The 25,014-nt window shown below is 60.0% G+C and carries 22 protein-coding genes; 8 read left to right on the top strand and 14 right to left on the bottom strand.

Annotated elements, in window-relative coordinates:
* Window positions 1–41 precede the first annotated feature (41 nt).
* Window positions 42–1,781, bottom strand: a complete 1,740-nt coding sequence (locus tag BM194_RS00880) for a methyl-accepting chemotaxis protein (protein WP_340148061.1) — start codon at window positions 1,779–1,781, stop codon at window positions 42–44.
* Between the two features lie 274 nt (window positions 1,782–2,055).
* Here BM194_RS00880 and BM194_RS00875 point away from each other — a divergent pair, with 274 nt between their 5' ends.
* From BM194_RS00875 to BM194_RS00860, 4 genes are all read left to right on the top strand, one after another.
* The gene (locus BM194_RS00875; RefSeq protein WP_244890833.1) at window positions 2,056–2,730 is read left to right on the top strand and encodes a phosphatase PAP2 family protein; all 675 of its coding nucleotides are present in this window, start codon (window positions 2,056–2,058) and stop codon (window positions 2,728–2,730) included.
* 130 nt (window positions 2,731–2,860) lie between these two features.
* Window positions 2,861–4,168 (top strand): D-alanyl-D-alanine carboxypeptidase, encoded by a 1,308-nt coding sequence (locus BM194_RS00870; RefSeq protein WP_092842751.1) that lies wholly within the window; start codon window positions 2,861–2,863, stop codon window positions 4,166–4,168.
* Window positions 4,169–4,305: 137 nt separating this feature from the next.
* A complete protein-coding gene (locus BM194_RS00865; RefSeq protein ID WP_092842750.1) occupies window positions 4,306–5,175 on the top strand; it encodes an AEC family transporter in 870 nt (289 codons plus the stop codon).
* A 22-nt stretch (window positions 5,176–5,197) separates the two neighbouring features.
* Window positions 5,198–5,536: a 2-thiouracil desulfurase family protein gene (locus BM194_RS00860; RefSeq protein WP_244890832.1), complete on the top strand. Its 339-nt coding sequence runs from the start codon at window positions 5,198–5,200 to the stop codon at window positions 5,534–5,536.
* A 122-nt stretch (window positions 5,537–5,658) separates the two neighbouring features.
* On the opposite strand, the gene BM194_RS00855 is transcribed toward BM194_RS00860, so the two are convergent.
* The 3 genes from BM194_RS00855 to BM194_RS00840 form a co-directional block, all read right to left on the bottom strand.
* Entirely contained in the window at window positions 5,659–6,288 is a 630-nt protein-coding gene (locus BM194_RS00855) for a LysE family translocator (protein WP_092843025.1), read from the bottom strand.
* 972 nt (window positions 6,289–7,260) lie between these two features.
* The gene (locus BM194_RS00845) at window positions 7,261–7,536 is read right to left on the bottom strand and encodes an O-methyltransferase (RefSeq protein WP_244890831.1); all 276 of its coding nucleotides are present in this window, start codon (window positions 7,534–7,536) and stop codon (window positions 7,261–7,263) included.
* Between the two features lie 186 nt (window positions 7,537–7,722).
* Window positions 7,723–8,601: a PhzF family phenazine biosynthesis protein gene (locus BM194_RS00840; protein ID WP_092842748.1), complete on the bottom strand. Its 879-nt coding sequence runs from the start codon at window positions 8,599–8,601 to the stop codon at window positions 7,723–7,725.
* A 144-nt stretch (window positions 8,602–8,745) separates the two neighbouring features.
* Here BM194_RS00840 and BM194_RS00835 point away from each other — a divergent pair, with 144 nt between their 5' ends.
* The 3 genes from BM194_RS00835 (at window position 8,746) to BM194_RS00825 (ending at window position 10,161) form a co-directional block, all read left to right on the top strand.
* Window positions 8,746–9,039: a MarR family winged helix-turn-helix transcriptional regulator gene (locus BM194_RS00835; RefSeq protein ID WP_244890830.1), complete on the top strand. Its 294-nt coding sequence runs from the start codon at window positions 8,746–8,748 to the stop codon at window positions 9,037–9,039.
* A gap of 34 nt (window positions 9,040–9,073) precedes the next feature.
* The gene (locus tag BM194_RS00830; RefSeq protein WP_092842747.1) at window positions 9,074–9,499 is read left to right on the top strand and encodes a GNAT family N-acetyltransferase; all 426 of its coding nucleotides are present in this window, start codon (window positions 9,074–9,076) and stop codon (window positions 9,497–9,499) included.
* Between the two features lie 113 nt (window positions 9,500–9,612).
* Window positions 9,613–10,161, top strand: coding sequence for a GNAT family N-acetyltransferase (locus BM194_RS00825; RefSeq protein WP_092842746.1), 549 nt, complete (start codon window positions 9,613–9,615; stop codon window positions 10,159–10,161).
* A gap of 70 nt (window positions 10,162–10,231) precedes the next feature.
* On the opposite strand, the gene betT is transcribed toward BM194_RS00825, so the two are convergent.
* The 8 genes from betT to BM194_RS00785 all read right to left on the bottom strand — a co-directional run bounded on the left by betT (window position 10,232) and on the right by BM194_RS00785 (window position 21,839).
* Complete coding sequence (gene betT, locus BM194_RS00820) at window positions 10,232–12,286, bottom strand: choline BCCT transporter BetT (RefSeq protein ID WP_092842745.1); 2,055 nt, start codon at window positions 12,284–12,286, stop codon at window positions 10,232–10,234.
* A 381-nt stretch (window positions 12,287–12,667) separates the two neighbouring features.
* On the bottom strand, window positions 12,668–13,345 hold the full coding sequence (locus BM194_RS00815) for a hypothetical protein (RefSeq protein ID WP_092842744.1): 678 nt from the start codon (window positions 13,343–13,345) through the stop codon (window positions 12,668–12,670).
* 115 nt (window positions 13,346–13,460) lie between these two features.
* Window positions 13,461–14,165: a response regulator gene (locus BM194_RS00810; protein WP_092842743.1), complete on the bottom strand. Its 705-nt coding sequence runs from the start codon at window positions 14,163–14,165 to the stop codon at window positions 13,461–13,463.
* A gap of 10 nt (window positions 14,166–14,175) precedes the next feature.
* Window positions 14,176–15,609 carry an ATP-binding protein gene (locus tag BM194_RS00805; protein WP_092842742.1) on the bottom strand — a complete coding sequence of 478 codons (1,434 nt, stop codon included), beginning with the start codon at window positions 15,607–15,609 and terminating at the stop codon, window positions 14,176–14,178.
* On the bottom strand, window positions 15,606–18,704 hold the full coding sequence (locus tag BM194_RS00800) for an efflux RND transporter permease subunit (RefSeq protein WP_092842741.1): 3,099 nt from the start codon (window positions 18,702–18,704) through the stop codon (window positions 15,606–15,608). The genes BM194_RS00805 and BM194_RS00800 overlap by 4 nt, the downstream gene beginning before the upstream one ends.
* Window positions 18,701–20,008, bottom strand: a complete 1,308-nt coding sequence (locus tag BM194_RS00795; protein ID WP_092842740.1) for an efflux RND transporter periplasmic adaptor subunit — start codon at window positions 20,006–20,008, stop codon at window positions 18,701–18,703. The genes BM194_RS00800 and BM194_RS00795 overlap by 4 nt, the downstream gene beginning before the upstream one ends.
* A gap of 112 nt (window positions 20,009–20,120) precedes the next feature.
* The gene (locus tag BM194_RS00790) at window positions 20,121–21,047 is read right to left on the bottom strand and encodes a LysO family transporter (RefSeq protein ID WP_092842739.1); all 927 of its coding nucleotides are present in this window, start codon (window positions 21,045–21,047) and stop codon (window positions 20,121–20,123) included.
* 78 nt (window positions 21,048–21,125) lie between these two features.
* Window positions 21,126–21,839 carry a hypothetical protein gene (locus BM194_RS00785; protein WP_092842738.1) on the bottom strand — a complete coding sequence of 238 codons (714 nt, stop codon included), beginning with the start codon at window positions 21,837–21,839 and terminating at the stop codon, window positions 21,126–21,128.
* A 151-nt stretch (window positions 21,840–21,990) separates the two neighbouring features.
* Between BM194_RS00785 and BM194_RS00780 the strand changes: the two genes are divergently transcribed.
* On the top strand, window positions 21,991–22,551 hold the full coding sequence (locus BM194_RS00780; protein ID WP_092842737.1) for a DJ-1/PfpI family protein: 561 nt from the start codon (window positions 21,991–21,993) through the stop codon (window positions 22,549–22,551).
* A gap of 520 nt (window positions 22,552–23,071) precedes the next feature.
* Here BM194_RS00780 and yejK read toward each other — a convergent pair.
* Together yejK and BM194_RS00770 are read right to left on the bottom strand one after the other, a co-directional pair.
* Window positions 23,072–24,076, bottom strand: coding sequence for a nucleoid-associated protein YejK (gene yejK / locus BM194_RS00775; RefSeq protein WP_092842736.1), 1,005 nt, complete (start codon window positions 24,074–24,076; stop codon window positions 23,072–23,074).
* 7 nt (window positions 24,077–24,083) lie between these two features.
* Entirely contained in the window at window positions 24,084–25,013 is a 930-nt protein-coding gene (locus tag BM194_RS00770; protein ID WP_092842735.1) for a 2-hydroxyacid dehydrogenase, read from the bottom strand.
* Window position 25,014: the final 1 nt, after the last annotated feature.

The raw sequence follows: 25,014 nt of genomic DNA, 5'->3' as shown, positions 1-25,014 counted from the left end.
GCAACCGCTGCTGCGCGCTATGCCATGCTGGCAGCCTAGGGTCAGGCAGTCCGCCATTCGAGAAGGGGTGTGGAAGTGCGGGTGGCGTGACCCCTGGTCGAGCCTGGCTGATCTGCTTGAATGTTAGGCCCGTGGCCGGTGGGCTCAGTCAGGTCAAGCTGGAAAGCGCCCATGACCTTCAATAATTGCTGAGCGCCAAGTCGCAGATTGTTGGCAGCGGTTGCATTTTCCTCGACGAGGGCTGCGTTACGCTGGGTTACCTGATCCATCTGCAGCACGGCGACACCGATTTGCTGTACTCCTTCGCTCTGTTCCACGCTTGCGGTGCTGATTTCGGCCATGATGTCGGTAACGCGCTGAATTGCTGCAACGACTTCCTCCATGGTTCTACCCGCGTCGGTAGCCAAAAGTGTCCCTTGTTCGACACGCTTCAGGTTGCCGGTAATCAATGTATTGATCTGGCTAGCGGCATCAGCACTGCGTTGAGCCAACTGACGTACCTCGCTTGCCACCACCGCAAAGCCTCGACCATGTTCGCCGGCACGTGCCGCCTCCACGGACGCATTGAGCGCCAGGATATTGGTCTGGAAGGCGATCCCGTCGATCATCGAGATGATCTCGGCGATCTCTGCTGATCGTTTGTTTAGCTCCTGCATGGTGTCGACGACCTGATTGACGGCCTCACCACCCTTGACGGCAATATGCGAGGCGTTGGCCGCTTCTGTATTGGCCTGACGAGCGTTGTCGGCATTCTGCGTGACGGTACTGCCTAGCTCTTCCATGGAAGATGCTGTTTCGGTAAGGGCACTGGCTTGCTGTTCCGTCCGAGACGCCAGCTCGTTATTGCCTTCGGCAATCTGCTCGCTGTTTCCTGCAACGGTCTCCGCTGAGGTGCGTACTTGCCACACGGTCGTTTGCAATTGCCGGGCCATAGCAGAAAGGCTTGCCATGATGCTGTGGCCATCGCCATTGCGCAGCCTGGCGCGTTGTGTCAGTTTGCCGCTGCCGATCGCTTCGGCGAATGCCTTGACCTCGTGCGGCTCGGCACCCAACTCGCGGCGTAGCCAGCGGGTCAGTAGAGTGGCAACGGCGAGACCAATGATGACTGCAGTGCCGCACAGCGTAATCATGAATATTTCGAAGCTACCTGCCACGTTGCGTGCCGTGGCTGTTTCAGCCTCGTTCATGCGCTCTTGAAGATCGATAAAAGCGTTGATGTCATTAAGCCACTCCGTGAAGGCAGGGGCGGCTTCGGTCAGCAGCACCCCTTGGGCGGCCTCGAAATCTCCAGCCTGACGACGCGCACTCACTTCTTCGATCAGGGGAAGGGTACGACTTTCGATGCTCTCGATTTCTTCCAGGGCACGACGCTCCTGGTCGGTAATGTCCTCACGATCCCGAAAAATGGTCTGCATGTCTGTAGCAGCCGAGCGGTAATTGGCGGCAAGCCGGTCGATGTCAGCCAAAAGCGCCTCAAGCTTAGTGTCATCCCGAACCAGGGTCACATCGCGCAGGGCTATGGCCCGGTCATGAACGCTGCCACGAAAATCAATGGCATGGCGCTGCTTGACGCTGTTCACATCATTGATGATTGTCAGGCTGTCATCAATGTCGTTGACCTTGACGATGCCGATAGCTGTCAACAGGATCATCAAGGCAATGATGATCAGGAAGCCACTCATGAGGCGCGCTCTCAAGCTGATTCGCTGTGCAGGTTTCCAGTGCATTGTGTGTCCCTTGCGTTTAGTCGTTATGTATCGGATTGCCAGGCGAATAATCAAAACTTGTACAATTTAAAATCATTATAAAGTTTTGTATAATTATTTCGGGCCGGCTTGGGCATAGAAAAACTCTATTAAAGTTTTAGCGGTCATGGTCGAGGCGCTAAAGCAGTGAGTCTCGTAACACGTTATGCTTCAGTAACTCTTATCTAATCGGTCTTGCATCAGGCAGTAAGGAAAATCATGCATGGGTAACGCTAGGGAAAGGCAGCGAAAATTCATACAAAAGCCATTTGACTTCTTGACATGGCTGGGCCGGCATGAATTGCCGGTATTGCTTTGTGTTCTGATCATTTCCGGCGGGGTATGGGGATTCGTCGAACTGGCCGATACCGTCATGGAGGGCGAGACGCAGAATCTGGATGAGAAGCTACTGCTGGCGTTTCGTGCCGCCGCCGACCTGTCGGATCCCATTGGTCCTGGGTGGGTCGAGGAAATGGGGCGTGATTTCACCGCGCTTGGTGGCGTGGCCGTCCTGGTCATCATTTCCACGTTTACCCTGGGGTACCTGCTGATCTCGCGTTACTACCATGCTGCACTGTTCATGCTGGTGTCGATCAGCGGAGGATGGCTGATAAGTACCCTGTTGAAGATGGGCTTCGATCGTCCACGACCCGACCTGGTCTCGCACGGTTCGATCGTCTATACCGCCAGCTTTCCCAGTGGGCACTCGATGATGGCGGCCGTCACCTACCTGACCCTGGCGGCGCTCTTGATCCGTATGCAGCCCAAGAGGCGGCTGAAGGCCTATCTCCTGTTGGTGGCCATCTTGATCACGGTGCTGGTGGGGATCAGTCGTGTCTATCTGGGCGTTCACTGGCCGACCGATGTGCTTGCCGGATGGACCGCCGGCGCGGCATGGGCTTCGCTGTGCTGGGTCGTTGCACGCTGGTTGCAGCAGCGGGGTGCCGTGGAACAGAGCGTTGATGACGATAACCCTGTACAGTAGGTGCCTTGCCTACCGATAATGACCCTAAAAGAGGCCTTAAACGGCCCTTTGACCGGGGGAGGTCTGGGATAGGCTTATCCGGGTCAATTTGCTCCATCACCAATACAATAGACATTCGCAGGGAACGATCATGGCGCCTACTCAATCTATCGCCACGTCGCGTATCCACGTGGTGTTTCTCTTCTGCATGTGTGTTGCAGGTCTATCGCTTTTTGCTACACAAGCCCAGGCCAATCCTCGCTATGCCTCCATCGTCATCGATGCCCAGAGTGGCGAGGTGCTGTCGTCCGACCATGCCGATGCGGCACGTTATCCAGCGTCGTTGACCAAGATGATGACGCTGTATCTGCTGTTCGAGGCCATCGAGGAAGGGCGTCTGACGATGGAGTCACGTCTGCCGGTATCGGCACATGCCGCTGCGCAGCCGCCCTCCAAGCTGTGGGTGCGTCCCGGGCAGACGATCGCCGTCGAGGAAGCGATCCTGGCCTTGATCGTCAAGTCGGCGAATGATGTCGCTGCGGTGGTTGCCGAGGGGCTTGCCGGCTCCGAGACGGCATTTGCCACACGCATGACTGCCAAGGCCCGTGCGCTTGGCATGAACTCGACCGCCTTTCGCAATGCCTCGGGATTGCCTGATGATGCACAGGTGACCACGGCACGTGATATGGCCACGCTATCCATGCGACTGATGCATGACTTTCCGAAATACTACGGTTTTTTCTCAAGCACCCAATTTGTCTATCTGGGCAAGACCTACAAGGGACACAACCGGTTGTTGAACAGCTATGCCGGTGCCGATGGCTTGAAGACCGGTTATATTCGTGCGTCAGGCTTCAACGTGGCGACCTCGGCAATCAAGGATGGGCGTCGCATCGTCTCGGTCGTTATGGGAGGCTTTACCGCTCAATCGCGTGATGCCCATATGGCAGATCTTCTCGACCGCGGCTTTGTCAGGGCATCCTTGCTGACCCGCGGTGATTGGATAGCCAAGACAGACATCTTCGGTACTGCCGAGTCGATGACCTTGGCCTCGACGCAAAAGACAGCCACGGCAAGCATGACAGTGGCCGCGGCCCAGGCATCGGAGACATCAGCACCTGCTAGAGCGGAGGTCATTGCCCAAGGCGACGCTCAGGAAGATCCTATTCGCCTGCTGTTGACCGATATGGATCAGGGAGCGGGTACCGCCGGCTGGATGGTTCAGGTCGGTGCCTTCAGCAACCGTGATGGGGCCCAGGCCCGCGCCCATCAGGCAGCCACGGCACTGTCGGGTGAGTTCAGGCACACTAGGGTATCTGTCGTGCCGGCCGGCGGTGAGCGTCAGATGTACCGGGCCCGCCTGATCGACCTGGGGGAGAGTCAGGCACGTCGTTCTTGCCAGCAACTGGCGCGCCAAGGCATGGACTGCGTGGTGTTGCGCGCCGGTGTGGGTGGTTGAAGTTTTCTGGTCGACCATTTCCTTGCTTGATCGTCATCGCCTCGCTCATGCGGGGCGATGGTGGTTTTGGCGCTGACAACCGACACAAGACGTAACCCACGTGGTATAGCTGGTACAGAATTAAAGAAGAACATGCCATGACGGTTATCTATCCCTTGCTATATATGCTGGGCGGTCTAGTTGTCGGCCGCTACCTGCCCAGCGCCAGGAAAGGACTCTCGGCCATCCTCACCCGGGGGCTCATTCCTTTTGTCATTGCCTACAACCTGCTGACGTATCAGGCGGGAACGGCGTTGCTTGCCATCTTCTGTTTCGTGTTCTGCGCCGTGCTGTTTCTCTCCGCACAGCTCTTCTGGCGTGACAAGCTGCGTTCACTGACGTTCAGCTATCTCAATATTGGCTGGCTGGGGTTGCCGCTGGCTATCGCCATCTTCGGTGACGCCGCCAGCCGGATCATCATTGCGGCCTATATCGGCGGCTCGGTTTTCGGCAATATCGTCTGTGTACTGGCCATGCAGGACAAGGCCAGCGGGCGAGACATGGTTCGCAACACCCTGTTCTCGCCGCCGGTGCTTGCCGTCTTCGCAGGCCTGTCGCTGCATGTGCTGCCATTTGGTCTAGCCGAGTCCAGCCTGCTGGCAATGGTCTATGAATTGGCCAAGCAACTCATGACGATTGCCGGAATGTGCACACTCGGCATCTGGTTGTATTGCTCGAAGATGACATCGGCCAGTTTGCGAGCTGCCGTACCGATCTCGCTAATGAGGGCGGGATTGGGAGGCGGGATCGTCGGCCTGTTCGTCTGGCTCTGTCAGGTGCTGGAGATCGAGCTGGTTGCCGCCAATGCGGCGGTACTGTTCATCTTGCCGCTGTTGCCTCCGGCGGCGAATACCGTGGTCCTTGAAACCTACTATCGCGGGACTGGCCAGTCAGCACAGACCATTGCCAGCGGGACGCTGGTTTCGTTGGGGCTGCTGTCGTTATTCGCACTGGCTATGCTGCTGTAACCACACTGATTCAGGGGGAGTCATGCTACTGGTCAGCGCCTGTCTTGCCGGGTTGCGTGTCAGGTATGATGCATCGCACAAGCTTGACGAGACGATCCGCACGCTGGTGGAGGAGGGCCAGGCAGCCACGGTGTGCCCGGAAATGCTGGGTGGGCTGGCGACGCCGCGAGAGCCTGCCGAGATCCTCGGTGGCAATGGTGATGACGTGCTCGATGGGGCGGCCAGGGTCGTGACGGTCTCCGGCGTGGACGTAACAGCGTCATTTATCGAGGGCGCATACCGCACCTTGGAAAAGGCGCGGGCCATGAACGCGACCGCAGTCGTACTCAAGGAACACAGCCCATCGTGCGGCAGCACCTAGATCTACGATGGCTGTTTCAGTGGCAAGACGCTAGCTGGCAGTGGCGTCACCGCGGCGCTGCTGAGACGGCACGGCATCGAGGTCATTGCCGAACGACAACTTGCCGACCTGCTTCTGCGGCGCTAGCGCTGCGAGGCCATCAGGGAGCCACCGGCAGCCATGAACAATCCGCCTGTCGTGCGATGAAACAGCCTGGCTCTCTGTGGGCTTCGGAACCAACGACTGATGCCCGACCCGATCCGGGCGTAGGTCGACATGAGGGCGACATCGATCACCAACCAGGTCAGCGCCAGAATGACGAACTGGACCAGCTGCGGCGCATTGACATCAATGAAATTGGGAAAGAGCGCAGCGAAGAACAGCAGGTCCTTGGGGTTGCTGATGCCGACGGTAAAACCGCGCCGAAAGAGCTTGGCAATCGGCATGTCGCCCTGGCTCGCATGTTCGTTGGCCAGGGGGGAAACCACGGACGCTTCCTTCCAGGCTTTCACGCCAAGATAAATAAGATAAGCGCCACCCAGCATTTTCAGGACATAAAATGCCGATTCCGAGGCGGCAAGAATGGCGCCGAGCCCCAGCGAGGATACGGTCATCAGCACCAAGGATGCCAGCACACCGCCAAGCACCGTCGCGGTTGCCCGGTAACGGCCATACTTGAGTCCGTGACTGGTACAGAGCAGGGCTACCGGCCCCGGGAAGATGATCAGCGTAAAGATAACGCCAACGTAGGCCAGCCAGGTCAAGCTATCCAAGCGAAGCTCCTTTTCGTTCTTGCTATGGTTCCGCAGCGTGGTGGTGAGCTTGCGCTGCAATGAAAGTGCATTACAGCTGCAAAGCGAACAGCCAAACTAGCATAACGAAGCAAATATCGCTGCGTTTCAGGCTTGCGAGGTTCGGCGCGCTTTTACGGCTCGTCCCGATTCACGCGAAGTCGACCTGCGTCGTTGCGTGCTTTTTGCCGTGGTCTTGCGGCTCGCCCTGGAGGGCGCTGTGGCCTTGGTAGCAGTGTGGGCCGGCTTTTTCACGTTCGTTTTCTTTTTGGGTGTGGAGGTTTTTCTCGGCTGGGGAGCCGTCGCCTCATGCTCGAGCGTTCGACAAGCCGCGAAATTGAGTGCTCGCATGACACAACCGGTCACACCGATCAAGGTGAGCCACTCTGCCAGGCGATTCACATCCTCGACGGGGCCCGGTGCCAGCTTGGCCATGCCTGGCGTGGCGGCTAGGCCAAGCCAGATACCGATTCCCAAGGCCAGCAGGGCAAGCGGGAAGGCGCCATGCATGAACCGCCAAAGTGCCGGATGAACTGTTGGCCCCGCGTGGCAGATTGCCCACTGCCAGAGAAGGCGGCCATGGCGAAAGGCCGAGTACACCGTGAGCAAAAGAGCTGACCCCAGCGCGATTGATGTTCCAAGCATGAAAAGGACGAAGCCCAGTGGTGCGATATCTCTACTCCCTTGTTTTGGGTTTGTAATACGGCGGAGCCTGTTTTCTGGCTAAAGTAATAAAAGCAACTCATCGGCTTTGCAAAGAATTGACAACTCACTTATCTACCGATTGACCTTCTCGCCAGATTTTAAACGTTTCGTGCGCTTGAGTGGGAGAATATTCTGGATCAGTCTTTGAAGGACGGGACGCTGCTGCGACCCCGGGAAACCATGAATACATCAATTACCTATGCAGGTCTGGCCTGCAACAGGCATAGCCATTGCGTAGGGCCTTTACCACTATATTTGAGCCTTTACGGCGAGAAGCTCGCCTTTGCCGACCGGAACGAGGCTGAGGGTATAACCCTTTTCCGAATCGATTAGAGCAGAGAAGGGTGCCACCTCTTCTTGATGGGAAATGACGTTATCCACGATGAGTAGCCCGCCTGGACGAAGCACCCGGCGTATCTGGTTCCACCAGGCTGGGTATTCAGAGCGTTCCGAGTCGAGAAAGAGCAGATCGATGGAAGTACCGAACTGCTCCAGTTCGGCCTTCGAGGCCTCAAGTGAATCCACCGTTCTTCTCCGTCCGGTTCTGAAACGGGGCATCACGGCCCACCCGACGATAGATAAAGGGTAAAACGAGTTTCATAGCCATGCTGTCCCTGCCGAGCCTGCGGCTTCGAAGAGCCAGGCTCCGGTCTGAAGCCAGCCTTCTTGTAGAAGCGCTCGGCTCGATCATTGCCCGTTAGAACCCAGATACTATCCGGGCAGACTGATCATGCCGCTACCGATGACCACAGCCTGTCCGGCTATTCGGATCGTTATGCCATGACCGTCGTGTTCCGCCTCGGCAAAAATTTGACTGGGCCGGCCCATCTCGACGCCCTGATGAATCAACCAGTGCGACTGGCCGGGGTTTGGCATTTCCGTCGCGAGATGACCTGCTAGCGCCGCAGCTGCACTGCCGGTCGCTGGATCTTCACGTATCCCACCTTCCGTCGAGAACATTCGGCTGCGCAACGTACGCTCGGGGCCGGCAGCCTTGTCGGCCGCATGGAGGTAGATCTGCTCATAGCCACTGGGTGTAACCCAGTCTGCCCAGACACTCGGTGAGGGGCGGGCTCGTCCGAGCGCTTCCAGAGAATCAAGCTCGATCAGATGGTAAGGTAGCCCACAGGAGGCCAGTACCGGTTGGCTGATGATCTGATGATCATCCAGGCCCAATAACCGAGCGGCGGTGTGCGGATTCAGGGTACTGGCTCGGAAGTCGACCGGCTGCGCGGCGGTGAAGCGGGCACGATCCTTCTCGAAGTTCACTACCAGTGGTCCAACATCGGCTTCCAGTACGAGGGGATGGTCTCGCCTGGCCATGCCCAGCTTCGCCAACAAATGTGCTGTGCCTACTGTTGGGTGGCCAGCGAAAGGCAGTTCCATGGTTGGCGTAAAGATCCGGATCGGATAACGCTCGGCATCGCTAGTCTGACCGACAAACACGGTCTCTGAGAGGTTCAGCTCGTTGGCGATGGCCTGCATTGTGTCGGCATCCATCCCTTCGGCCTGAGGAAATACCGCGAGCGGATTGCCGGCAAAGGCACGATCCGTGAAAATATCCAGCAAGAAATATTTGTAATCGTTCATGATATTTATCTTGGTTGCGCTTTGTTTGATAGTGCCATGATCATGTGCTTACCGATATGACACGCTTCTTTAATTTTTTAACTGGGTCTACTGAAATATTTCATTTTGGCTCGTTCGCGTATGCCAAGCGGTAAGCAGGGGGAGTTGTTTAGGCCAATTCACCTCCGGCATGTACGAGGCCCTCATGATCACTTCTGGAGGAATGACCATCGACTCGACCGGCTAGAAAAGGCCGGGCTGATCAAACGTGCTCCCAATCCCGAGGACAGGCGCGGCACGCACGTTTCGCTGACCGAGGAAGGGCTCGACACCATCGACCGGATCGTCCCCTTGCATGTCGAGAACGAGACACAGGCGCTGGCGGGGCTCTCCCGGGAGGAGCAGGAGACGCTGGACCGCCTGCTGGGCAAGCTGATTGCTGGGCTGGACGCGTCCTAATCACAGTACTGTGTATGAGTAGCAGGGAAAGAGAATGGAGCGACTCGCCCTTCAGAAAATGGACGATGTCCGGTTTGCCGAACGATTGATACTTGGCAATATGCAAGCGGACTACATGCGCCATGACATGAAATGGGATTCAAACCAGTTTGCGAAGAGCTGGTTAGAAACCACTAACTATGCCCTCAAGAATGGCAAACAGACCATAGGCTTGGTGAGGGTGAAAATCCAGGCAGAACTTTTTTATCTGATCGACTTGCAGGTCATGGAGTCTTGGCGAGGCCAAGGTGTCGGATCAAAGGTATTGGATGAAGTACGATACAAGGCAAGAGAGGCGAATTGTGTGGCGCTTCGACTGAAAGTGTTTGCCGATAGCGAGGCGGTGCAACTCTATCTTCGCAAAGGTTTCCAAACTGTCAAGCAGGAGGGGGCGTTACTTTTTATGGAAGCGAGGCTGTAGGCTTACTTTGGTATGGGCGTATTGCCGTGGACTAGACCATTCGCTTTCTCACCTTCGGGGATACCAAACCCAACGGGAGCGGGCCCAGTAGCCAATTGCTAGCGGAAAATGACATGTTCTATCGACGCATTGGTGATGATCTGCAGGTTGCCCTGACCTTGCCACAACATGCCGAAGCGCTGTTCGCCTTGACTGATGAGAACCGAGCTTATCTGAAGGAATGGCTGCCTTGGCTCGGCGCGGTGACGACGGTGGATGCCACAAGGCGATTCATCGATTTGACGCTGGATAACTTCGCTAAAGGCACTGCGTTGCATGAGGTACTGCTTTATCAGGGTGAAATCGTGGGTGTGCTTGGCTTCAACACGATCGACAAGACGAATGGTATCGGTCGGGTAGGTTATTGGCTGGGGGAAGCATATACCCGTCGTGGCCTGATGACGGCAGCCGTAGCGGATCTGCTCCACTTGGGGTTTCAGGAACTCCAGCTTCAACGTGTGGAAATCCGGTGTGCTACGGAAAACCGGCGAAGCCGGGCCATCCCTGAGCGGCTTGGTTTTCAGTTTGAGGGCACGCTGCGCAGCGTAGAGCGGGTCGGGCAGAGACTTCACTCGCCTGCCGTGTACGGTCTGTTGCGCTCGGAGTTCCAGGCTAAAGACTGACCAGCCGACGGCTCTGGGCGGCCGGTCAGAGGTGTACGTGAATGCCCACCGTATATGGTGGGCATTGGCGTCAGGCCGGGGGTTGGTAGGTATCGTCCGGCATCTGTGTATTGCCCGGCGACTCCCGGTTCATGTGCAGGAAGTTCAGGTGACGCTCGTACTGGTCGAGGATGTCCTCGATCACCTGCTCCTTGCTATAACCCATCAGATCGTAACCCTGGCTACCTTCCTGCAGGTAAACCTCCAAGCGGTAGTAATCGGCGTTCGACTGTTGTGCGCGGATTGCGAACGAGGGTGTCGAGAACCGGCGCGGCCAGAGCTGGTAGGTAAAGTCCTGCTCGTCGGCGAGTGGCACGCTGAGTGACAGGTGCTCGTTGTCGCCTTCGCCTTCATGGATACTGGCCTCCACGCCTTGCTGCGAGAGGGCCTGGCAAACTTCCTCCATGGCTGGCTTGGCCACCTCGTTCATGAACCGGCGCGTCTGGCGATGACTGGGGAAGCTCATCGCCCGCGACAGGCGCTGGGTCCAGCTTCTGTGGCCACGCTCGACATTGGTGGAGCGGCTCGACAGGCTGGCAGCCAGGCTGGCACGGTGGCTGTCTTCCTTGATGCCCTCGACTTTCAGCGCCTTGATCAAACCTGCCATGACGAAGAACAGCACAATGGAGAAGGGCAGGCCGGTAATGACTACGGCACTCTGCAGGGCAGACAGCCCTCCCGCCATCAGCAGGGCCAGGGTCAGCACGCCGATAACGCTAGCCCACAGGATACGCATCCAGATCGGGGCGTCGCGATTGACGTCCTTGAGGATCGAGGTGAAGTTCGACAGGACCAGCGCGCCTGAGTCACCCGAGGTCACGAAGAACACGATCGCCAGTATGGTCACCACCAGTGTGGTCACGCCGGTCCACGGCAGGTTCTCCAGGAACAGATAGATGGAGGATTCGGGCGTATTCATGGCCATGTTGCCGAATTCGGTGGCCCCCTGCATCACCATGTCGATGGCACTGTTACCCATGATCGACATCCAGGCCATCATGAAGGCCAGCGGCAGCATCAGCGTGCCGGCGACGAATTCACGGATGGTGCGGCCGCGCGAGATGCGCGCCAGGAACAGGCCGACGAACGGACCCCAGGCAACCCACCAGGCCCAGAAGAAGATCGTCCAGGCGTTGAGCCAGTCGGTAGGCGGATCGAAGGCGTAGGTATTCATCGACAGGTCGATGAAGTTCGAGAAATAGTCGCCGATATTCATTACCAGCGCATTGAGCAGGAACAGCGTCTTGCCGGTGAACAGCACGAACAGCAGCAGCACCAGGGCCAGCAGCATGTTGAATTCCGAAAGACGACGGATGCCTTTCTCGACACCGGTCACCGCCGAGACGGTGGCGAAGAACACGATCATGATGACCAGTACCGCCTGGATCATGGTGTTCTCGGGAACATCGAACATGTAGTTGAGGCCAAAGTTCAGCTGGATGACCCCAATCCCCAAGCTGGTGGCAATACCGAACACGGTGCCCAGTACGGCGGCGATATCCACGGTATGCCCGATGGGTCCCTCGATACGCTTGCCGAAGATCGGGTAGAGCGCCGAGCGGATGGTCAACGGCAGGTTGTGCCGATAGCTGAAGAAAGCCAGCGACATGCCGATCAGGGTGTAGATTCCCCAGCCCGACAGGCCCCAGTGCAGAAAAGTCAGCTCCATGGCATGGCGGGCCGCTGCCACCGTGTTCGGATCGCCGTCGGGTGGCGCCAGGAACTGGGCCACCGGCTCGGCGATACAGAAGAACAGCAGGTCGATTCCGATACCGGCGGAGAACAGCATCGCGGCCCAGGAAATCATATTGAAGTCAGGCTTGGAGTGCTCCGGCCCCAGCTTGATCTTGCCGAAACGTGACAGCCCGATGCCGATCACGAAAATCAGATAGGCAAGGACAGCCACGAAGTAGTACCAGCCGAAAGTATTCGAGATCCAGCCGAGCACGGTATAGATTACGTTGCTGGCCGACTCGGTAAAGAACATGGTCCATAAGGCGAAGACCACAATCCCGATCACGGATCCGTAGAACACGGTGGGATTGAGGCGATCGTTATGGGCCTCCTCATTGGGTTGTGAGTTCATAGAAGTCCCCGTTTGTTGGTGAACACGGCGGTGTCATCAGCGTTACGGTGTGACGTCCTGTCAACTCCTCACCCTCTAGCAGCTTTTGCTGACGACCGCCCCATTGGGAATCGTAGGACGGTCATGAGAAAAAACTGGCTGAGTGAGAGCCGAGCGGCATCCTGCACTCGGTGTGGAGCCTGGCGGTAACGGCTGAGCGAAACGTCAATTTATTTTTGATTGAACGTTTAATAAAAATACGCCATCCAGGGTGCAGATTCAACTGGCGGACTTTCCCAACGGACCCGGCGAGCTGCAAGGAAGGGCATTCCCCTATCCTGTGGACGAAAAAAAGCCCATCCAGAGATGGGCAAAAGGGTGTCGGCATGTCTGGGCAAGTCATTAGGCGTCGCCTGGCCCATTCTGGTGGCGGGGGGCCGGCTTCAATTGTTCGAGAACCGCCATCTGCTCGTCGTTCAAGACATCACTCATGGCCTGATGATGTTTCTTGCGCAGGGCCTGGAAGGCATCGCGCTTGGCCTCTCGGCTGTCGAAGGATTGATCACGCAGCGCCTTGGCCTCGCTCATGAATTGCTCGCGGGCGTCGTTCAGCTCGGCGCGCTGTTCGTCGCTCAGGCTCCAGCTCGTATATAGCGCGTCGATGAGATTGCCGATGCGCTTGTGTTGCTTTACGGGACCGTGGTTGTGATGCTTTGGCTTGCCATGGCCAAAGCCTGGGCCGTGATCGAAGCCGGGACCGGGACGCTGCACGGCACGCAGGGCCTTCAACTGATCCTCCTCGAAAATGTCGGCCAGGCGTTGCTCATGCTGTTCGCGCAGCGCCTGGCGCTGATCGCGATACGCCTGCTGAGCCTGTTCGAAAGCGGCTCTCTGGTTGTCATCCAGATTCCAGCTATCGAACAGTGCTTCCACACGGTCATGCGGCCCGAAGGGCTGGGCCATATGGGGTTCTACCTCTGGGGCAGGCGGGGCTTCGCCAGGCGCAGCACTGGCCAGATTGATGCCACCGACGGAGAGCAGGGCAGCCAGCAGCAGGGCAGAAGAAGTCGATCGTTTCATGACGGTGTCTCCTTGAAGTGGACACTGCCAGTGTCAGCGGAGCTCGTGCAGGAAAGGTGAAGCGAATCGACAGACTTTGCGTATCAGCGTGCACATTCCGTGCACGCTGGTGGCGCTACTCTTCAGGTTGGTACTTGTAGCCCACGCCATAGACCGAACGAATCACTTCCCGGTCGGGCCAGACATCAGCAATCTTGCGCCGCAATTTCTTGATATGGCTGTCCACGGTTCGCTCGGAGACGATCCGATGGTCGCGATACATGTGATCCATCAGTTGGTCGCGGGAAAAGATGCGTCCCGGTGAGGCCATCATCACCTTGAGCAACTGGAATTCGACGGCAGTCAGTTCGATGTCGCGTCCGTCGGCCAGTGCACGCCAGCCATCGTGGTCGAGGACCAACTGATTGTGGGAAAGACTTGGCGGATCTTCCGGCTCGGGGCCTCGGGTCCGGCGCAACACGGCTTTGACCCTGGCGACCACCTCGCGCGGGCTGAATGGCTTGCAGATGTAGTCGTCGGCGCCCAGTTCCAGGCCGAGCAAGCGATCGACCTCCTCGACGCGGGCGGTCAACATGATCACTGGCAGACCGGGCCATTGCTGACGAATTTGCCGACATAGGGTCAACCCATCGGTCCCAGGCAGCATCAAGTCCAGCAGGACCAGTACCGGCTGGCCGCTCTCGGGCCGGTCCAGCAGCCATGGCAGGACATCGTCGCCATGGGAAAGATGATGTGGTGTATAACCACTGCCTGACAGGTAGTCGGCGATCAGTCGAGCGATCTTGGGCTCATCCTCGACGATCAGGATATGCTCACTCACTTCGGTTCTCCTATTCCCCCGCCAAGGGGAATCTCAGCGTCCAGCATAGGCCGCCCAGCGTCGAATGCGATACCTGCATGTCGCCTCCATGTGCCTGGGCCAGGGCCATCGCGATGGACAGACCCAGTCCGCTTCCCCCCAGGCGGCGATTGCGTGAGGCCTCGACCCGGTAAAGACGCTCGGTCAGGCGGGGAAGTTCCTCGTCACTGACGCCCGGTGCACTATCCTCCCAGCGAATACGCACCTGATTGTCCAACACGTCCAGGCTGACGCGTAGCTGACCCGGTGCATCGGTATAGGCGCGCGTGTTGCTGAGCAGATTGTTCCACAACTGGTGCAGACGCTGCAGGTCGCCACGAATCGGGGCTGGGCCATGAATGGCCAGGTCGAGTGTGATGCCGACGCTTTCCAGCCAGCCGCGTGCATCCTCGAGTCGTTCATTGAGCGCCTTGGCAATATCCAGGGTTTCCAGATGCACGTCCAGTGCGCCGGCATCGCTCTGCGCGAGCAGGCGCAGGTCCTGAACCAGTCGCTCGAGTTGAGCGACTTCCTGAGACAGCGAACCCAGGCTGTCGGCGTCCAACGGGCGTATCCCATCCTGCATCGCCTCGATCTCGCCATGCAGCACGGCAAGCGGCGTGCGAAGCTCATGGGCAATATCGGCGACCCAACGCTGGCGTGCCCGGCGATTGGCTTCCAGTGTTTCCGCCAGCACGTTGAAGTCTTGGGCCAGGCGCGACAGTTCGTCGTGTCCGCGCTCAGCAAGGCGCACGCTGTAGTCGCCTTCGGTCAGGCGGCGTGTCGCCAGCGCCATGCCTCGCGTGCGGCGTCCCAGCCACCAGCTCAATACCCCGGCCAGAAGTAGTGACGCCAACGCCAGTGAGCCGACGATAATCAATAGATTGCGTTGCTGGCGGTCGATGAAGATACGGTCCATGCGTGCCATGAGTTCGCGCGGAGGACGATAGACCAGCTCGCCGACTCGTTGACCCTGGCTGACAATCGGCAGAACCCGGGGAGCTTCATGGCGCCTGTGCTTGCGTCGCTCGTCGTCGCCGTCGCGAGGCGGCGGTGGACCAATGACCACGTTGCCTTGGGCATCACGGACTTGAAATTCTCGCGGGTCGCTCAGCTGTCCCTGGATCCCCGGGGGTGGACGCTCGCGGTCTGGCCAGAGTTGCCGGTGGACCAGTCGGAACCAGGCGCGTTCATTGTCCTGCAGCCACTGCCAATCGCCACGTACCGTCCATTCTTCTCCCAGCGCGGTGGCCAAGGTTTCGGCGCGCTGGGTCTGGACGCGCTCCAGGTAGTCGATGAAGCCTTGGTCCAGACTGCGCGACACGAACAGGAAGATAAGCGCGCTGGTCAGGACGTTGACAATCAGGATCGTCGCGAACAGCTTGAGGCCAAGGCGCGACACGGCCAGTTTGGGAAAGCGCCTCATGAGGCCTCCGTGACGGTAGCGGACGACAGCCCGAGGCGAGCCCTCAGGTTCTCGAGCATCAGGTACAGGCAAGGCACCAGAATCAGCAGAATCACCGTGGCGAACAGGATACCGAAGCCAAGCGAGATCGCCATGGGAATGATGAAGCGCGCCTGGCGCGAGGTTTCGAAGATCATCGGCGCCAGCCCCAGGAACGTGGTCAGGGTCGTCATCATGATCGGCCGCAGGCGGCGGGTCGCGGCGGCGACGATGGCTTCCCGGGGTCCCATGCCCTCGCGACGTCGACGGTTGGCATAGTCGATCAGCACCAGCGCATCGTTGATGACCACGCCAGACAGCGCCAGCATGCCCAGCAGGCTGATGACCGACAGCCCGAAGCCCATCAGCATGTGGCCGACCACCGCCCCGATGATGCCGAACGGGATCGCCGACATCACCAGCAGTGGTTGAAGATAGCTGCGGAAGGGGATAGCCAGCAGCGCATACAGCGCTGCCAGGGTCAGCCACATGGCGGTTTTCAATGCGGCGAGATTATCCGCGGTTTCCTCCTGGCGGCCGCCGGCGCCGATTGCCAGGCCGGGATAGCGCTGGCGCAGGTCGGGATAGACCTCCGCTTGCAAGGTATTGAGTATGCGGTTGATCTGCGGCCCGTCGGTAACGTCGGCCGTGACACTGATCACCCGGCGGCCATCGACGCGTGTCAGCTCGGCGGATGCGCGCCCGGTACTGATTTTCGCGACCCGCGACAGCGGCACTTCGACACCGTCCGGCGTTACGATTGGCAGGCGGCCCAGTTCGCTGAGACTGTCCCGGTCCTCGGGGGGCAGACGCACTTCGACACTGACTGTCGTCGAGCCACGTTGCTGCTCAAGGGCGGTGGCGCCCTGCAACGGCCCGCGCAGTTGGGCGGCCAGGTCGGCGCCGGTCAGGCCCAGGGCGCGCCCTTCGGGCGACAGTTGGATCGACAGCTGCGGCTTGCCATTGGCGATACCGCTGTTGATCTCGGTAACCCCGTCGAAGCCATTGAGAGCGTCTGCCAGCGCAGTTGCGGCTTGCTCAAGCATGGCACTTTGCGAATGCGACAGGCGCACGGTAAGGGCAGCACCGCTGCCCGGTCCGCCGACATCGGCCTCGAAGCGCACCGACTGGACGCCGGAGAGTTCACCGGCGAGCTGTCGCCATTCGCGTGCCACCCGCGAAGGTGGCCAGTCGTGCAGGCTCTCCGTCGCCAGGTCGAGGCGCACCTCCAGGCTGTCACCGCTCAGGTGCGTGCGAGTGCTTTCGATAATTGGCCCACCATCACGTTCAGCCAGGCGCAAGGCACTGGCCAGCAAGGCATCGCGGACTGCCTGGTCCGCGGCGATCGGGCTACCTGCCGGCAGGGTCACGCTGGCCTGAACACGATCGGACTCTGCGCGTGGCATCAGCGAAAAGCCCAGTCGACCACTCATGGCATAGGCCAGTGCCACGCAAAGAATCGCCACGCCAATGGCTACGGTGAGTGCACGCTGATCCAGCGTCCGTTGCAGGAATGGGGCAAAGAAGTGGTGCGTGAAACGGTGCAGGCCGCCCTGCATGAACAGGCGCAGGCGCTCCAGCGGCTGTTGCCATGCCGGCAGGGTATCGTGTTTGCGGCTATGCGCCAGGTGGGCAGGCAGGATGAACAGCGCTTCCAGCCAGGACACCAGGAACACCGTCACCACCACCAGCGGCACGACGCCCATGATCATGCCCAGAAATCCCGGCAGGTAGAGCAGTGGCAGGAAGGCGACGATGTTCGAGAGCACGGCAAAGCTGATCGGCACGGCGATCTCGCGGGCACCGCGGACCGCAGCCTCGCGTACCGAGTGGCCCTGCTCGCGGTAGGCATAGATGTTCTCGCCGACCATGATGGCGTCGTCGACCACGATGCCCAGGGCGATGATGAACGCGAACATCGACATCATGTTGATCGACACGCCCATCCACGGCAGGAACAGCAGGGCGCCGAGAAACGCGGTGGGAATACCCAGCGTGACCCAGAAGGCCAGGCGCGCCTCGAGGAATAGCGCCATCAGCACCAGTACCAGAGCCAGGCCCATCCAGGCATTCTTGAGCAGCAGGTCGAGACGTTCCCGGTAGATCTCCGAGCTATCCCAGCCCAGCGTCAATGACACGTCTTGGGGCAAATCGGCACGCAAGCGATCGAGCTCGCCGCGTACGGTCTCCGATATGCCCAGCGGCGTCTGGTTACCGACCTGATAGACGTCCAGCGTCAGGCCGGGCTCGCCGTTGAACAGCACCTCGCGGTCGCTTTCCGCCAGGCCTTCCCGTACCTCGGCGATGTCGCCGAGCCGAATCACGCCGCCATTGGTGGTGGTGCGCACCGGCAGGTCGGCAAACGCCTGGGCGCTCTCCCGGCGTCCCTGGTAGCGAATCAACCATTCGCTGTCTCGGGTGTCGAGGCTGCCGCCAGCAAGATCCAGGGCTTCGTCGGCAATCAACGAGGCCAGGGCGAAGTGGCTGAGACCATAGCGGCGAATGGCTTCTTCATCGAGCAGCACCTGGATTTCGCGCTCGCGGTTGCCGGATAACTCCACCTTGGTGATGTCGGTACCCGACATCAGTTCGGTACGTACCTGTTCGCCCAGTTCGCTGAGCGTCAGGGCATCCACGTCGCCGTGCAACTGCAGTTCGAGAACGCCGCGCGAACGCCCTGCCAGGCTGAAGCGAGGTGGATCGGCGGCATCCGGGAACGTGGTGATGGAATCCACGGCCTGCTGGATTTCCTGATAGACGCGCATGGTGTCGACACCGTCCAGCAGGTCGACTTCCACGCTGCCACTGCCTTCGCTGGCGGTGGAGGTGATCTCGTCGATCCCTTCGATGTCGGCCAGCTCGGCCTCGATGGCCAGCAGTAGGCTCTGCTCGACCTCTTCCGGTGTTGCGCCGGAATAACTGACACTGATCGCTATCGATTCCAGCGTGAAATCGGGAAACACTTCCTTCTTGATGTGCAGGCTGGCCAGTAGCCCACCGATCAGCAGCGCCAGCATCAACAGGTTGGGTGCCACGCCATGGCGGGTCATCCAGGCGATCGGGCCCTGGCGCATCATGAGCTAGCCTCCTCGGCGCGCGGCGCTGTATCGTCGCTTGCGGCACCTTGCCTGGGCTCGCGAGTGTCGGCCGCTATGGCATCGCTATCCTGGGTGTCGCCGGCGATACGCAGAGCCATCCCTTCACGTGCCTGGCCGAGGTTGCTGACGATGACACGCTGGTCGGCATTCAACGCCGAGTCGTCGGCATCGAGCAAGACGCGCTCCTCGCCACGGTAGACCACGTTGACCTTGCGTATCTGCAACTGGTCATCCTCGCTGGCGACCCATACCCGATTGCCGTCGCGCAGGGCCAGGGTGGGCAGTGCAATCAAGCCATCGCGGGGCGTGGCCTCGAAGGTGGCGTTGACCAGATCGCCCAGTCGCAGCGCCGGGGCGTCATTCTCCAGGGCCAGGGGATCATCGACACGCACCAGTACCTGAGCCAGCAGGCCACTCTCTTCGAGATCGGGCAGCACGGAGAACACCCGGCCCTCACGGTAGACGCCAGCGGGCCAGCCACGGCTGGTCAGGCGAACGCTGGCTCCCGGGGTGCTGCCTTCGCCGGTGTTCAGCCAGGTCAGTTCCTCGCTGGGCAGCGAGACGCGGATCCAGAAGTGTCCCACGTCGACCAGGCTGAGTACGGCGGTGTTGGCGGAAATCTCACTGCCCGGTCCAACCAGGCGCTCCTGGATCATGGCCCGGTAGGGCGCCTTGATCTCGGTACGGGCCAGGTCAAGCTGGGCCGTTTCGAGGGCGACTTCGGCACTGGTCACGGCGGCCTGAGCGGATTTCAGCTGGGGCTCGCGCAACACCAGTGCTCGCCGCTCAGCGGAAAGCTGGCGACCGAAGGACTCGTAATCGCTACGGGCCCGGATCTGTTCGCCACGCTCGACGGCCAGCTCGGCTTCGGCCTGGGCTAGCGCGGCCTCGGCGCTGCGCACTGCCAGCCGGTAGTCGCTGGCGTCCAGGGTCGCCAGTGCTGCGTCGTCCTCGACCACACGCCCCGGCTCGGCTATCTCGCTGAAGGTCATGAGGCGTCCCCCCACGCGTGCGGCAACGTCAGTCTGGCGAGCTGCCACGACACGGCCATAACCTTGGATGACAGGCGCAACGGCACCGGTGTCGGGGCGGACGACCTCGACACGCGGGGCCGGGGATGGCGGCGCGGCACGACGTTCGACACGAGGCGGCTGGCTGAGCAGCCAATAACCGATGCTGAGACCCAAGGCGATGGCCAGCAGTGCGGCCAATGTGCCCCAATGGCTACGGCCTGCCTGTCGGTGCACCGAGACAGGAGAGCGATAAGAGAGACGTGAAGGCATGCATGGGCTCGTTGTTCCGATGAGTCAGGCCACTATCGGACATCGCCATGCAGGGATTGCTCACGAAACGTGCAAGAAACGTGTAATTCTCGAAACTCAGTCCTGCGCTGCCCTAGACCGAAAGCAGCAACAGGATCAGTGGCGGCGACAGCAGCGAGAGAATGAAGCCGCTGACCACGGCGATAGGCACGCAGGCAACGCCGCCATGTTGCTGGATGACCGGCAACGTGAAGTCCATCGATGTCGCACCGCCATAACCGATGGCCAGCGGCGTGGCGCGATGGATGACCAGTGGGATCAGCAGGAAGGCCAGCAGTTCGCGCGCCAGGTCATTGAAGAAGGCGACGCCGCCCAGCACTGGGCCGAGCTGATCGCCGATCAGGATACCTGACAGCGAATACCAGCCGAAGCCGGCGGCCATGGCCAGCCCTTCGTTCCAGCGCAGGTCGAGCAATGGGGCAGCCAGCAGTCCGGCCGCCAACGAGCTGGCCGCCACCGTCGAGGCGATGGCCAGGCCATGACGATTGAGCAGAATCTGCCGGAGCGGCATTCCCGAATTGCGCAGTTGGCAGCCAATCAGCGCGAGCAGGGCATACAGCACCCATTCGGCGAGTCGTTCGGCGTGGGCGGGCGCTGCCTCCCAGCCGAGCCTGGAAACGACGACGCCGAGCAATACGCCCAGTACGACCACGCCGGCCAATTGCAGCGAGCCCTGCAGGGCGGCCAGCTTGCTGGTCGGGGCGTTGGCGACCGCCTTCGACTGGCCGGCATGCAAGCGGCTGCGCTGAGAAAGCCACCACAGGGCGAGCAGGTTGACCGGGGTGATGATCAGAAACAGCAGCGCCGCCTGGCCGCCCATGCGCGCCAGCTCCTCGCTGAGGTTGTCCAGGCCTGTCAGGCTGATGCCCATCAGACCAAGGATGGCATAGACCGAGGCGTTGACGCCGCGATTGATGGTTTCCTGCAGGCGCGGCTGGCGTACCGGCACCAGGTAGCCGAGTATCAGGGGCAGCAGAATCAGTAGCAGGCCGGAGAACATCCGCACTCCTTGGGCGCAAAAGAGCGTTACTCTAGCGCTTGCCGGGTACGGATGTCAGAAAGTTCTGCTGATAGCCCATCACGGGAACTGATCGGTCGTGGGCAGGGATAGGTCCGTCAGGGTGAGACGGCTGGCGATTTCACCTTCGCGCCGGTACTCCATGCTCAGCAGCAGGCCGGGAATGTCGGCATGAAACGTCATGATCAGGTGGCGATCCCGTTTACCGGGATCCCAGGCATCGATGCGTATGCCGGGTAGGGTGCCGATGGGCAGCGTGACGTCGGGGTGGGCAACGATCCGATAGTCCAGGATCTCCTCATCGCCCTTGTGGTCGAGATAGCGAATCGTGCATGGCGACACCTGAGGATGTGTGCAGCGCGCCGTGCGTACCTGACGGGACAGGGCGAATAGCGCCGTCTGGCGATCGGGCAGGGCGCGCAGGTCTTCTGCCGATAAACTGTAGCGTTTGCCAAGTCCAAGCAGGCGATACCCACTGACGAACTGCAACGACTCCACCTTTTCGTTGTAAAGGCGAAAGCGGCTGCGCTCGTTGCCTTCGGCAATGGCAATGGCCGCTCGCATCTCACTTTCCCAAGTCGAACCGTGACGAGAAAGCGTGTGCTGGATGCTGGCATCCGGCCAGCCGTCGATACTCAGCGCATAATTGGCCTGGAAAGGTGTTGCGCTGGCATGGGACAGGCTGGGTAGCAAGGCCAGGCACGTCAGCAGCAGCCATGCGACAACGGGACGGCACACTGGCTGCAAGGAAAGAACGCGGGGTAAGGGGGCCATGGCCAGGCACTCCTGACAAGTGAATCACGGTACCCTGGCTAGGACGCCGGTACGTTGACAACGTTCCGTGCGCGCCTGTCGACAACACTCTACGCTGCATGAGCGAGCCGTTGCGCTTGTCCTTTCCCTTCCTATTACGGAGATACGTGTCATGGCCAAGATACTGCTGATAGCCGGCGATTTCGTCGAAGATTACGAGATCATGGTGCCGTTCCAGGCCCTGCAGGCCATGGGGCATGACGTGCATGCCATCTGTCCCGACAAGCGCGAGGGGGACAGCGTCAAGACGGCCATTCATGACTTCGAGGGTGATCAGACCTACAGCGAGAAACCGGGACACAACTTCGCGCTCAATGCCACCTTCGCCGATACCGACCCTGCCGCGTACGATGCGCTGGTCGTGCCCGGTGGTCGGGCTCCGGAGTATCTCCGCCTCGATGAACGCGTGCTGGATATCGTTCGCCATTTCATGACCGCCGACAAGCCAGTCGCGGCAATCTGCCATGGCGCTCAACTGCTTGCCGCCGCGGTGTCGCTCGAAGGGCGGCGTGTCTCGGCCTACCCCGCTTGCGCTCCCGAGGTGCGTCTGGCTGGCGCCAACTTCGTCGACCTCGAGGTGACCCAAGCGGTGACCTGCGGCAAGCTGGTTACCGCACCTGCCTGGCCGGCACATCCTGAGTGGCTCCGACAGTTTCACGCCTTGCTGACATAAGGCCTGGCTAGCTCAGGGTATCGAATGGTCCGGGCCGTCAGGCTCGGGCCATATAAGGGAGTCTGGGAGGATCGGACAGCGTTGCGCTGAATAGCGCGCATAAAAAATTGGACCGCAGAGCGGCCCAAGGTACGCAGGGAACTGAAGGGTACTGCTGGGCCGAAGCCCCAGGCAACGAAAGGGAACGTTGTTGCCTGTCTGATCTAGTTATAGCGAATCCAATGCCAATTTTTTAAAAATATATATTTTTCAGTAAGTTATAAAAAATAAAACTTGGCATGTCTGGGATTGGAGGTACAGAGGGTAGTGCCAGGCCCCTCGTCATGTTCCTGATTTGCGACATTAGAACGCTGTTTCTTTTGTAATGCTTTAAAATCAATAACTTGCTGTGTATGCAGGAGGAGACACTCTGGTGTGGGTGGGTTTCCTGTAGCGACACTCCAGTGCCTGATGGTGCCAGCGTAGATGTATCGGTCGCTGGCAAATGGCTGAAATATCCTTCTGCCAGGCTTTCTACCCGTCATTCCCTGCGGCGCTTGATCTGGTCGCGCAGCGATGCCGGCACCGTGTGGATGATCAGCTTGTCGCTGGCTTCGTCGTATTCGACCTGCGAGCCCAGCAGATGTGTGTCGAAGCTCACCGACAAACCGCCGGCACGCCCGGCAAAGCGACGAAACTGGTGCAGGGTGCGCTTGTCGGGGGGGATTTCCGGCGACAGGCCATAATCCTTGTTGCGAATGTAGTCATGGAACGCCTTGGGCTGAGACTCATCGACCAGCTCCGAAAGCTCATCCAGGGTAATCGGCTGGCCGCTGCGTGCCTGGTTGCTGGCATAGTCGATCAGAGTCTCGGTCTTCTCACGGGCCTGCTCCTCGGCGAAGTCCTCGCTCTCGACATAATCGCTGAATGCCTTGAGCAGGGTCCGGGTCTCGCCGGAGGCATCGATACCCTCTTCGTGCCCGATGAAATCCCGGAAATAATCGGCGATGCGCTTGCCGCCCTTGCCCTTGATGAACGAAATGTATTGCCGTGAAGGCTCGTCACCCTGCCAGTCCGACAGGTCGATGCGCGCAGCCAGGTGCAACTGGCCCATGTCCAACTGGCGCGCCGGGGCGACGTCCAGCGACTCGGTGACGCTGACCCCTTCGCTGTGATGGAGCAGGGCAATGGCCAGATAGTCGCTTTCGGCGTGACGGTAATGCACGAACAACACATGTCCGCCCACAGAGAGATTATTGCCTTCCATCAGCGTTTTCAGGTGCTCCGCGGCCTGATGGCTGAAAGCGACGAAATCCATCTCGCCATCGAGATAGCGGGCCAGCCACGTGCTGAAGGGGTAGGTCGCCGAATCGGCATTGAAGAAGCCCCAGCTCTTGGGCTTGCCGTTGTAGCTGTCGTTCAGGGATTCCAACAGGTCTTCCAGTGCCGGCGTGATGGCCAGCTCGCTGTCCCTGCCGTGCAGGGTCGCGGGCTGACCGTCGGGCTGCTTGTCGATGAGATGGACGATGCTGTGCAGTATCGGCATGACGCGCTCAGTATCCTGCCTGTGGGTCGATGGTCTCGACAGACTCGCCGTTTTCCATGGCACGGATCAGTGCGGCGACCTGGTCGGCGGCGTCGCGCACGGGCGTGGGTGCGGCCATATGCGGCGTGATCAGCACGCGCGGGTGCGTCCACAGGGGGTTATCGGCCGGCAGGGGCTCCTCGGGGAAAGCATCGAGCAGGGCGCCACGCAGCCGGCCTTCCTCGGCGCCGTCGCCCAGCGCGGCGAGCAGGGCCGCTTCGTCGATCAGCGTACCGCGGCCGGGGTTGACCAGGCTGGCTCCGGCCGGCAATTGCGCCAAGGTATCGGTGTTGATGATATGGCGGGTGCTGGATGTATCCGGCAACAGGGTAACAAGGGTTTTCACCTTGCCCATCAGGGTTGTCAGCCCTTCGTTGCCATGATGGCAGGTCACACCGTCCAGTGTCTTGGGCGAGCGACTCCAGCCGTGGACGGGAAAGCCATCGTCAGCCAGCGTGCTGGCGACATGCGCACCGATTGCGCCCAGGCCCAGGATGCCGACGGGCCAATCGGCCTTGTCGGTCAATGGCTGTTCGCGCCATTGCTTGCCGTTCTGCTGAGCCCGATAGCGGTCGAAATCGCGCTGGAAATGCAGCACGCCATAGCGCACATAGTCGGCCATCAGCGGTCCCATGCCCGCGTCTCGCAGCTTGACGATCGGAACGTCGCGGGGCAGGCCGGGATTGTTGAGCAGCGCATCGACACCGGCACCTAGATTGACGATGCCCTTCACTCGGGGCTGGTTCCTGAGCAGGGTTTCGGGCGGTTTCCAGACCGCCAGGTAATCCGCCGGCGTGTCGCTGTCGTCGTCGCTGGTGACGATCTCTGCGCCGGGCAGGCGTTGCGCCAAGGCCTCTCGCCAGGTATCGGCCTCGTCGATATGGACCAGTACGCGCATT

This window comes from Modicisalibacter xianhensis, assembly GCF_900113605.1.
GTDB lineage: Bacteria > Pseudomonadota > Gammaproteobacteria > Pseudomonadales > Halomonadaceae > Modicisalibacter > Modicisalibacter xianhensis.
This window is presented reverse-complemented; position numbering and strand designations above follow the sequence as displayed.

Excerpts from the sequence above, each read along its gene's own strand:
- BM194_RS00870 (WP_092842751.1), top strand. The coding sequence starts at position 2,861 with ATGGCGCCTACTCAATCTATCGCCACGTCGCGTATCCACGTGGTGTTT.
- BM194_RS00865 (WP_092842750.1), top strand. The coding sequence starts at position 4,306 with ATGACGGTTATCTATCCCTTGCTATATATGCTGGGCGGTCTAGTTGTC.
- BM194_RS00860 (WP_244890832.1), top strand. The coding sequence starts at position 5,198 with ATGCTACTGGTCAGCGCCTGTCTTGCCGGGTTGCGTGTCAGGTATGAT.
- BM194_RS00840 (WP_092842748.1), bottom strand. The coding sequence starts at position 8,601 with ATGAACGATTACAAATATTTCTTGCTGGATATTTTCACGGATCGTGCC.
- BM194_RS00830 (WP_092842747.1), top strand. The coding sequence starts at position 9,074 with ATGGAGCGACTCGCCCTTCAGAAAATGGACGATGTCCGGTTTGCCGAA.
- BM194_RS00825 (WP_092842746.1), top strand. The coding sequence starts at position 9,613 with ATGTTCTATCGACGCATTGGTGATGATCTGCAGGTTGCCCTGACCTTG.
- betT (WP_092842745.1), bottom strand. The coding sequence starts at position 12,286 with ATGAACTCACAACCCAATGAGGAGGCCCATAACGATCGCCTCAATCCC.
- BM194_RS00815 (WP_092842744.1), bottom strand. The coding sequence starts at position 13,345 with ATGAAACGATCGACTTCTTCTGCCCTGCTGCTGGCTGCCCTGCTCTCC.
- BM194_RS00805 (WP_092842742.1), bottom strand. The coding sequence starts at position 15,609 with ATGAGGCGCTTTCCCAAACTGGCCGTGTCGCGCCTTGGCCTCAAGCTG.
- BM194_RS00800 (WP_092842741.1), bottom strand. The coding sequence starts at position 18,704 with ATGATGCGCCAGGGCCCGATCGCCTGGATGACCCGCCATGGCGTGGCA.
- BM194_RS00795 (WP_092842740.1), bottom strand. The coding sequence starts at position 20,008 with ATGCCTTCACGTCTCTCTTATCGCTCTCCTGTCTCGGTGCACCGACAG.
- BM194_RS00790 (WP_092842739.1), bottom strand. The coding sequence starts at position 21,047 with ATGTTCTCCGGCCTGCTACTGATTCTGCTGCCCCTGATACTCGGCTAC.
- BM194_RS00785 (WP_092842738.1), bottom strand. The coding sequence starts at position 21,839 with ATGGCCCCCTTACCCCGCGTTCTTTCCTTGCAGCCAGTGTGCCGTCCC.
- BM194_RS00780 (WP_092842737.1), top strand. The coding sequence starts at position 21,991 with ATGGCCAAGATACTGCTGATAGCCGGCGATTTCGTCGAAGATTACGAG.
- yejK (WP_092842736.1), bottom strand. The coding sequence starts at position 24,076 with ATGCCGATACTGCACAGCATCGTCCATCTCATCGACAAGCAGCCCGAC.
- BM194_RS00770 (WP_092842735.1), bottom strand. The coding sequence starts at position 25,013 with ATGCGCGTACTGGTCCATATCGACGAGGCCGATACCTGGCGAGAGGCC.